At 62.2% G+C, this 9557-nt stretch carries 9 protein-coding genes; 7 read left to right on the top strand and 2 right to left on the bottom strand.

Features of this window, described 5'->3' with window-relative positions; all coding sequences use genetic code 11:
- From VJR29_08150 to VJR29_08135, 4 genes are all read left to right on the top strand, one after another.
- Positions 1-2280, top strand: a 2280-nt coding sequence (locus VJR29_08150; protein HKY63374.1) for a vitamin B12 dependent-methionine synthase activation domain-containing protein, incomplete at its 5' end; no start/stop codon positions are given.
- A gap of 98 nt (positions 2281-2378) precedes the next feature.
- Positions 2379-2843 (top strand): cupin domain-containing protein, encoded by a 465-nt coding sequence (locus VJR29_08145; protein ID HKY63373.1) that lies wholly within the window; start codon positions 2379-2381, stop codon positions 2841-2843.
- Between the two features lie 34 nt (positions 2844-2877).
- The gene (locus VJR29_08140) at positions 2878-3192 is read left to right on the top strand and encodes a helix-turn-helix transcriptional regulator (protein ID HKY63372.1); all 315 of its coding nucleotides are present in this window, start codon (positions 2878-2880) and stop codon (positions 3190-3192) included.
- A complete protein-coding gene (locus VJR29_08135; protein HKY63371.1) occupies positions 3185-4138 on the top strand; it encodes a LuxR C-terminal-related transcriptional regulator in 954 nt (317 codons plus the stop codon). The genes VJR29_08140 and VJR29_08135 overlap by 8 nt, the downstream gene beginning before the upstream one ends.
- On the opposite strand, the gene VJR29_08130 is transcribed toward VJR29_08135, so the two are convergent.
- Together VJR29_08130 and VJR29_08125 are read right to left on the bottom strand one after the other, a co-directional pair.
- Positions 4128-4376, bottom strand: a complete 249-nt coding sequence (locus VJR29_08130) for a hypothetical protein (GenBank protein HKY63370.1) — start codon at positions 4374-4376, stop codon at positions 4128-4130. The two genes, VJR29_08135 and VJR29_08130, sit on opposite strands and share 11 nt — an antisense overlap.
- Before the next feature lie 157 nt (positions 4377-4533).
- Positions 4534-4995: a hypothetical protein gene (locus VJR29_08125; protein HKY63369.1), complete on the bottom strand. Its 462-nt coding sequence runs from the start codon at positions 4993-4995 to the stop codon at positions 4534-4536.
- A gap of 236 nt (positions 4996-5231) precedes the next feature.
- Here VJR29_08125 and VJR29_08120 point away from each other — a divergent pair, with 236 nt between their 5' ends.
- The 3 genes from VJR29_08120 (at position 5232) to VJR29_08110 (ending at position 9388) form a co-directional block, all read left to right on the top strand.
- Positions 5232-6461, top strand: coding sequence for a serpin family protein (locus VJR29_08120; GenBank protein ID HKY63368.1), 1230 nt, complete (start codon positions 5232-5234; stop codon positions 6459-6461).
- A gap of 67 nt (positions 6462-6528) precedes the next feature.
- Entirely contained in the window at positions 6529-8949 is a 2421-nt protein-coding gene (locus tag VJR29_08115; GenBank protein HKY63367.1) for an acyl-CoA dehydrogenase, read from the top strand.
- A gap of 19 nt (positions 8950-8968) precedes the next feature.
- Positions 8969-9388 (top strand): CBS domain-containing protein, encoded by a 420-nt coding sequence (locus VJR29_08110; GenBank protein ID HKY63366.1) that lies wholly within the window; start codon positions 8969-8971, stop codon positions 9386-9388.
- Positions 9389-9557 lie beyond the last annotated feature (169 nt).

The raw sequence follows: 9557 nt of genomic DNA, 5'->3' as shown, positions 1-9557 counted from the left end.
GTGATCCGCAAGGTCCGGGCGCCGCTGATGATCGATTCGACCGACGCCAAGGTCATCGAGATGGCCCTGACTTACAGCCAGGGCAAGGCGATCATCAATTCGGTCAACCTCGAGGACGGCGAGGAGCGCTTCGAGCAAGTGGTGCCCCTGGCCAAGAGGTTCGGGGCCGCCCTGGTCGTCGGCACCATCGACGAGGACAAGGTCCAGGGAATGGGCGTGAGCCGGCAGCGCAAGCTCGAGATCGCCCGCCGCTCCCACGATCTCTTGGTGAACAAGTACGGAGTCGCGCCCGAGGACATCTACTTCGACCTCTTGGTCTTTCCGGTCGGGACCGGCGACGAGAACTACAAGGGCTCGGCGGTCGAGACCATCGAGGGCATCAAGCTGGTGAAAGCCGAATTCCCGCGCTGCAAGACGGTGCTCGGCGTGAGCAACGTCTCCTTCGGCCTGCCCAACGCCGGCCGTGAGGTCTTGAACTCGGTCTATCTCTATCACTGCGTCAAGTCGGGCCTCGATCTGGCGATCGTCAACACCGAGAAATTGGAGCGCTACGCCTCGATCCCGGAGGAAGAGAAGAAGCTGGCCGACGACCTGCTCTGGAATCGGGGCGCCGACCCGATCGCGGCCTTCGCCAATCATTTCCGCCAGGCCAGCTCGCGCTTGGTCGAGAAGAAGTCGGATTTGCCGCTGGACGAGCGGCTGGCCAATTACATTTTGGAAGGCACCAAGGAAGGCCTGCGCGAGGATCTCGACGAGGCGCTGAAAAGCCGGAAGCCGCTGGCGATCATCAACGGCCCCTTGATGAAGGGGATGGACGAGGTCGGCCGGCTCTTCAATAAAAACGAGTTGATCGTCGCCGAAGTCTTGCAAAGCGCCGAGGCGATGAAGGCCGCGGTCGCCCACCTCGAGCCCTTCATGGAGAAAGCCGAGAATGCCGGCCGCGGCAAGGTGATCCTGGCCACGGTCAAGGGCGACGTCCATGACATCGGCAAGAACCTAGTGGATATTATTTTGAGCAACAACGGCTTCACCGTCGTCAACTTGGGGATCAAGGTCCCGCCGGAGCAGCTCATCGCCGCGATCCACGAGCACAAGCCCGACATCGTCGGCCTCTCCGGCCTGCTGGTCAAATCGGCCGAGCAGATGGTGCTGACCGCCGGCGACTTGAGCAAGGCCGGCATCCAGGTGCCGGTGCTGGTCGGCGGCGCGGCCCTTTCCGAAAAATTCACCGACAACAAGATCGCCCGGGCCTACGAGGGCTTCGTCGCCTACGCCAACGATGCGATGAACGGGCTGGAGCTGGCCAAGCGGATCCGCGATTCCCATCAATTCGCCCTGCTCAAGGCCCAGATCGAAGAGCGGCGGAAGAGCGCCGCCGGCGAGACCTATGTCCAGGTCAAGGTCGCGACGATGAGCGAGGAGCGCTCGTCGACGGTGACGCCGCTGACCGAATTTCCCAAGGTCCCCGATTTCGAGCGCCATGTTTTGCGCAACACCCCGGTCGACCAGCTTTGGGATTACATCAATCCGCTGATGCTCTACGGCCGCCACTTGGGCTTGAAAGGCGGCCTGGTGAAGTCGCTGGAAGCCGGCGATCTGGCCGGTTTGCGCGAGAGCGAGGCCGGGCGCAAGGCGCTGGAGATTCACGAAACCGTCCAGGAGCTGAAGGCCGAGGCTCGCGGCATCTTGCAGCCCCGGGCGGTCTTTCAATTCTTCCGGGCGGCCGCCGCCGGCAACCGGATCAAGCTCCAGGACGGCCAAGGCCGCGAGGTCGGCGGCTGGAGCTTCCCCCGCCAGCCCAAGGCCGACGGGCTTTGCCTGGCCGACTACGTCGAGTCTTTGGCCGCCGAGGCCAAGGAGTGGCGCGACAGCTTGGCCCTCTTCGTGGTCGGGGTCGGCGAGGGCGTCCGGGAGTTGGCCGAGAAGTGGAAAGACGAGGGGAAATATCTCAAGAGCCACGCCTTCCAGGCCCTGGCCTTGGAAACCGCCGAGGCCTACGCCGAATTCCTCCACGGCCGGATCCGGGCGATGTGGGGCTTCGCCGATCCGCTCGACCTGACGATGATGCAACGCTTTCAAGCCAAATACCGGGGCAAGCGCTACTCTTTCGGCTATCCGGCCTGCCCCAATCTCGAAGACCAAAAGCTCCTCTTCGACTTGCTCAAGCCCGAGGAGATCGGCGTCCGCCTGACCGAGGGCTTCATGATGGAGCCCGAGGCCTCGGTTTCGGCGCTGGTCTTTCACCACCCCCAAGCGATTTATTTCGGCGCCGGCGCTTGAGCCGCGGTGACCCACATTGACTATGGATTCTCTTCGACGGCCCTCCTTAAAATTTTTCGGTGACGGAATGATCCGTTAGCGAAAAATCAGGAGGACTTATGAAAAAACGAATGACCGTCGTCGGTCTCGCCGCCCTGCTGCTGTCAGGCTTAGGCGGGATGAACCAAGCCGCGGCCCAGGAAACCGGCCCCCACCTCATCTACAACGTGCTTCAATACATCCCGCAATCGGAATTGATCCCGCTCGGCGACCCCGCGGGCCTAGGGGGAACGGTGCTGGAGGGGGACGTCGAGCTCAAGGGCCGGATCGACTATCTCGAAAATGGAATGATGGCCGGAATTTTCCAGACGACCACCCAGGGTGGCTTCAAAGTCCGGATCGTCTTGCCTTTCACCGAGCATGGCACCGTGATCCTGGGTTCCTTCACCGTGACCGACGAGTACGGGAACAAGAACACCTATCGTCCCGGCGACAGCTACTTCGTGGAGCAAGGCCACACCATCCTTTGGGAGCAGAAATCGCCGATCATGCAAAAATCGTTTTTTAACTACACGACGCCTTGAGGAAATTTGCTATATTGCCAGGGAAGGAACGGGTATGGCTCCAAGAATTCCGCCCCAAGATCTAAATGCCTACGTCGTTCGCTTGGGGAAAAAATCCTACGTCTTGCTTCGCTACTCCGGCGTTCCCGAGGAAGGCCCGGTCCGCCTCACCCCGGCGGAGCGGCGGGTGGCGCTAGCCTTGCTGCAAGGTCTATCGAATCGGGAGATCGGCGACCTGCGGGGGAGCTCCCCTCGGACCGTCGCCAACCAAATCGCCAGCATCTATCGAAAAATGGGAGTCCGTTCCCGCGCCGAGCTCGCTTCGCGGTGGTCTCGGCGCCTTTCCCTGGCGGCCGTTGATCATGAATGAATTCAGACATTTGATTCATTCGCTTCGAAAGGCCGGCAACGCCGGCCAATTGAAGACCAGTTTCATGGACCGAGCCGGCGACGGCTTGGGCGCCGACATGTTCGGCTTGTATCTCTTCGACCCCGCGAGCCAGCAGCCCTCGGAGATTTTGGTTCGGCATATCTCCGATGGCTTCATCCTCGAGTATGAAGAGCTCAAACAGGAAGGCGAGCCGGGGTACCAAAGGCTTCTCCGCACCAAAAAAGCGGTGAGCGATACGGCGGTCTATCCGGCGAGCCGCTGGAAACGCTCGCCGCTTTACCGACTGCATCGGAAATATAAGTTTTATCACTATCTCTGCGCGCCGATCCTGCACGGGAACCGGATCGTCGGAATGTTGAATTTGGGAAGGAAGCAAGAAGGCGCTTGTTTCAAGCGCCAGACCCAGGATTGCGCCAACCAAGTGTGTCGGGTGATGAGCGAGCGCCTGCATTATTTTTCGCGGTCGGCCGAATCCGAGGCCGACCCGGCGCCGAATTCCTTGGAAAAGTTCGGGCGCCTGCGGGCCGAGCGCGCCGTTCTGCGGGCCCATCTCGATCAGGTCATCGCCCAAGCCGAAGCCCTTCCGGCCGAGGAGGCGGCTTTGCTCTGGGACTCACTGGCGGCGGATCAACGGGCTCCGCTCGATTATTTCGACGTTGGGGGATACCGCTACGTTCTGCTCTCGCCGGCGGCGGAAAGCCTCGACGGCGATCCTGCGGCCGAGCTGACCCAAGACGAGCTGGAAGTGCTCCGCGAGGCCGCCCTCGGGGAGGCCAACAAGGCCATCGGCTACGATCTTGGAGTTTCGATCCGAACGGTTTCGCGGCGGCTTGCCTCGGCCATGACCAAGCTAGGCATTCGTTCGCGGGTGCTGCTGGCCCGCGCCTGTCGCCCGACACCGAAACCTGATTCCGCTACTTCTTGAGCGCCGCCGCCGACTTCACGGCCAGGTGAGCCGCCGATCCGCTTTGCAATTTGACGGGACCTTTTCCGGCCAGCGTTTGGCTCAGGGCCTGATGGTGGTAGAAGCCTTCGCGGCTCTGGATGAGCGGCAGGTTTTTGGGCCGGGGGCCGCCGGGATTCAAGAGTTGGCGAGAGCTTTCCGTCGAAGAGGTTTCTGAAGAGATCGGGAAATCACCGCGTCGACCATAAGTTACTTCCATGAGGGACTCCTTGTGTCTTTGCCGAGCCTGAGGGCTCGTCGCTAGATAAAGCAAGGGGAGTGCCAATGCTAAATTATTGAATTCAGACAATAATTTTTAGACAGGCCAGGCCGCTTAGCACAAATTGAGCTAAATGGAGCTCAAGCTGTGAAGGGCTTTAAGGCCGCTTCGAGGCTTTCAAAGCTTGGCTTCGACACCGATCGACCGCGACCGGTTTGCCCAGGCTTTGGCAGCCTTGGAGCTGGCGCTGGAGCGGCGTTTGCGAGCTTCGCTTCGGGGAGGCTCGGAGGGCTTCGACCCGCTTCCGCGCCTCGCGGCGGCATTGGGCGATCGCCGGGCCCTTGCCCAGCGATTGGCAGGCGGCCAATTCGCGGTCCAAGGCCGAGACTGGCTTGGGCGGCGGTGCCGGATTCCGCAGCCGGCGCTTCGCGTCTTCCAGACAATGGAAATAGGTGGCGGCTTTTGGGGCCGTCGCTTGGCAGCGCTGCTTGGCTTTTTGAAAAGCAGCTTCGGTGGATTTTTTCTCCGCCGGCGGGAGAGCCTTTTGAGTGGAAGTTAGTGGGAACGGTAACGAGACGAGTGGAAAGCTCGCCCAACCCAGCCAGGTGGACCAAGACATCGTGCCTCCAATCCCCGCGCCCTGGTTGGTGTTTGCTGACAATCCCGAGAAAGCAAGTTCAGTGCCAGAGCCGGTCGCGCCTAGAAGGCAATCATTTCCTCTTCTTAGATTTTTCGCGCCGTTCGCTGGACGGCCTTGGGCTGCCGAAATCGGCGGCAACGCCCTTTTTTTTGTCAGCGATTTCCTTGGACTTTGCAGGCCGGGGCTTTACTCTTGGCGAATTAGTGGAGGATGAAATGCGCTTTTCGAGGTGGTGTTTGGCCAGCCTAGCGGCCCTTTGCCTTGCTTCCAACCCCGACTCGGCCCTCGGCCAAGCTCCGTCGCCGGCCGACCCGGCTGCGATGAGCCAACTGGCGGCAGCCCATAATCGTTTCGGCTTCAAGCTGCTCAAGCAACTCGGCGGCGGCCAGGCCGGCCAACAGAATCTCTTTCTCTCGCCGGCCAGCATCGTCTGGGCCTTCGACATGGTCTTGAACGGCGCCGGCGGCGCGACCTACCAAGCCATCAGCCAAGCTCTCGAAACCGGAAACCTGAGCCTCGAGCAAATCAACCAGGCCAATGCCGCTCTCAAAAACTCTTTGGAAGCGGCCGATCCCAAGGTCGAGCTGGCGGTCGCCAATTCGCTCTGGGGCAAGGAGGGCGTGGGCTTCCTGCCGGCTTTCTTGGAGGCGGCGAAGAAATTCTACGCCGCGACCCTTTCGACGCTGAAGAGCGCGGCCCAGGTGAACTCCTGGGTCTCCGAAAAGACCCGCGGCAAGATCACCGAAATCCTTCGCAACGAAGACATCAAGCCCGACACGATTTTGATCTTGGTCAACGCCCTCTATTTCAAAGGCCTGTGGAGCAAGCCTTTCGATAAGGCCCAGACCCTGGACCGGGACTTTCAATTCCCCGCCGGAACCAAGAAGACCCCGATGATGCACCAGACGGGTTCCTATCGTTACGCCGAGACGCCGGCCTATCAAGCGATGCAGCTGCCCTACGGAGCGGGCCGTCTGCGCCTGACGCTGGTGCTGCCGGCCAAGAATACGAGCTTGGGCGCCTGGATGCAGGGCCTCGACGCCAAGGCTTGGGGGGATTTGCGCCAGGCCATGGAGAGCCGGCCCGGCCGGATTGCCCTGCCCAAGTTCAAGGTCGAGTACGGTGTCGAGCTGCTCAAGCCGCTGGCGGCTTTGGGGATGGCGCCGGCCTTCGGCGGCCAAGCCGAATTCGGCAAGATCGCCGATTTGGGAGCCGGCCAGCGCCTCTACATCAGCGATGTCCGCCATAAGACCTTCGTCGAGCTGAACGAGGAGGGCACCGAAGCCGCGGCGGTCACCTCGATCGGGATGCGGGCCACCGGCATGCCGCCGCCGCCCAAGCCGCCCTTCGAAATGGTGGTCGATCGGCCCTTCTTCATCGCCATCGAAGACCAGCAAACCGGTTTGATCCTTTTCATGGGCGCGGTCGCCGAGCCGAAGATTTGACCCCCCTTTTTTCAAAGGGGGGGATTTGGTTCCGCGTCCATTTGCTATTCTCGTCTTGGAGGTGCGCATGACGCCTTTGCTCCTGGTCCTGTCGATCTTGATCCTCGTCGCCTTGCTCTATTGGGGCCGGGCCTATTGGGCTTGGGTGCTGGCCGCGGCCACCGCCTTCGCCGCCTGGTACCTGTCGGGAATCGAATCGCCGAAGCTCTTCTATGCCTTGGCCGGCCTGACCGGCTTGCTGGCGCTGCTCTTCGGTTTCAGGCCCCTGCGCCGGCTCCTGATCTCGCGGCCGCTCTTCCCGGTCTTCGCCAAGATCCTGCCCAAGATGGGCGCAACCGAGCGCATCGCCCTCGAGGCCGGAACGGTTTGGTGGGACGGCGAAATCTTCAGCGGCCGGCCCAACTGGAAGAAGCTGCTGGCCTTCAAGCCCAAAGAGCTCAGCGCCCGGGAGCGCGAATTCCTCGAGGGCCCGACCGAGGAGCTTTGCCGGATGCTCGACGATTGGCAGGTCACCCAGCTCCGCGACCTGCCGCCCGAGGTCTGGACCTTTATCAAGGAAAAGAAATTCTTCGGCATGATCATCCCCGAGTCCTATGGCGGTCTCGGCTTCTCGGCCTACGCCCACGCCCAAGTCATCACCAAGCTCTCCAGCCGTTGCATCACCGGCGCGGTCACCGTGATGGTGCCGAACTCCTTGGGACCGGCCGAGCTGCTCCACCGCTATGGCACCGAGGAGCAGAAGAGCTACTACTTGCCGCGGCTGGCCGACGGCCGCGAGATTCCGTCCTTCGCCTTGACCGAGCCCGAGGCCGGCAGCGACGCCGCCGGCGCCTTGAGCCACGGCGTCGTCGAGCGCGGCGTTTACGAGGGCCAGGAAGTGCTCGGCATGCGCCTCAACTGGAGCAAGCGCTACATCACCTTGGGTCCGGTCTGCACCCTGCTGGGCTTGGCTTTCCGGCTCTACGATCCCAACGGCTTGCTCGGACCGGTGAAGGATTTGGGCATCACCTGCGCCCTGATCCCGCCCCATCTGCCGGGGATCGAGATCGGCCAGCGCCACGATCCCTTGGGGGTGCCGTTCCAAAACGGGCCTAACTTCGGCAAAGACGTCTTCGTGCCGCTCGACTTCATCATCGGCGGCCCCAAGATGGCGGGGAAGGGCTGGCGGATGTTGATGGAATGCCTCGGCGCCGGCCGCGGCATCTCGCTGCCCTCGCTCTCGGTCGGGGCCAATCAGGTTTGTGTCCGGGTGATCGGGGCCTATGCCACGGTCCGCGAGCAATTCGACACGCCGATCGGCTATTTCGAGGGAGTCGAGGAGCCGATGGCCCGGATCGCCGGCAACACCTATTGGGCCACCGCGACCCGACGCCTCACCCTGGCCGCGGTCGATGAAGGCCAGCAGCCGGCGGTTTTGACCGCCATTGCCAAGGCCTACCTGACCGAGTCGATGCGCCGGGTGGTCAACGACGCGATGGACGTCCAGGCCGGCGCCGGCATCATTCAGGGGCCGCGGAATATTTTGGGCAAGGGTTACAAATCGGTTCCGATCGGGATCACCGTCGAAGGCGCCAACATCCTGACTCGTTCGCTGATCATCTACGGCCAAGGCGCGATCCGCTGCCATCCCTTCGTTCACCGCGAGATGGAGGCGGTCGAGCAAAAGAACGTCAAGGAGTTCGACCGGTCCTTCTTCGGTCACGTCGGCTTCGTCTTCGGCAACCTCACCCGGGCCTCGCTCTTGGCCTGGACCGGCGGGGCTCTGGCCTCGGCGCCGGGCGCCGGCGAGCTCAAGCGGCACTTCGGCAAGCTGTCGCGCTACAGCGCGGCCTTCGTCACCATCAGCGACTTCGCCATGGCGACGCTGGGCGGCGCCCTCAAGCGCCGGGAGAAGATCAGCGGCCGCCTGGCCGACGCCCTGGCCTGGCTCTACATCGGCTCGGCGGTCTTGAAAAAATTCCACGACGAAGGCCGGCCCCCGGCCGAAAGGCCGGCGATGGAATGGGCCATGACCTATGCTCTCTTCCAGATTCAGAAGGCCCTGCGCGGCGTCTTGGAGAACCTTCCCAACCGCCCGGCGGCCTGGCTGCTGAAGCTCAAGCTCTTTCCGCTGGGCGCCCGGCTCAAGCCGCCGAGCGACCGGCTCGGCGCCGAGCTTGCCCAGTCTTTGCTGGAAGACCGCGAAGCCCGCTTGGCTTTGACCAAGGACATTTACCTTCCGGACCAAAACGAGATCGGCTTGGGCCGTCTCGAGGCGGCGCTGGACGCGGTGGTCGAGGGCCACAAGGTCGAAGCCAAGATCCGCCGGGCCATCCATGAGCGGAAACTGAAGCGGGGGCCGCGGGAGGAGATGCCGAAGCGGGCCCTCGACGCCGGGATACTGAGCCCGGCCGAGCTCGAGATCCTGCAAAAGGCCGCCGAGCTGCGCCACGAGGTCATCCAAGTCGACGCCTTCACTCCCCAGGAATTTTGTAGGCTCCATGAGTAGATTTTTATAAAATGCGCATATGAGCCTCAAAAACATGGTCAAAGCCGTCGAAGTCGTCACCTTGCCGCCCAATGCCACCGTTCTCGAGGCCAGCAAGAAGATGACCGAGCGCCTCATCGGCAGCATCCTGATCGTCGAGGGCGAAAACCTGGTCGGGATCTTCACCGAGCGCGACCTGCTCAATCGGGTGGTCAGCGCCGGCCTTTCGCCCCAGGCCACTCTTCTGTCCCAAGTCATGTCCAAAAATGTCCGCACCGTCGACTTGAGCGAGTCGGTCGAAGCGGTCTTCCAGCGGATGGAAACCACCAAATGCCGCCATATCCCGGTGGTCGAGGGCAAAAAGCTGGTCGGGGTCGTGACGATGCGGAACATCCTCGAATGGCTCACCGACCAGATGAAGGAAGAGAATCTCTTCCTGAAAAACTACATCCAATCTTGACGCCGAACTTGAGCCGGAATAGCCCTGAGAAATGCCGGGGCTCCGCCGTTTTTTCGCGATTTTCCTCTTGCTCGCCGCCTTCGAGGCCCGAGCCCAGGCGCCGCTCTACCGCTTCCAACCCGAGCAGAGCTCCCTGATCGTTCACACCGACGTCGGCGGGCTCTTCAAG

Source organism: bacterium (assembly GCA_035281585.1).
Taxonomy (GTDB): Bacteria; UBA10199; UBA10199; order DSSB01; family DSSB01; genus DATEDP01.
Note: the sequence above shows the minus strand (reverse complement) of the source record. Positions and strands in the feature narration are given on the sequence as shown.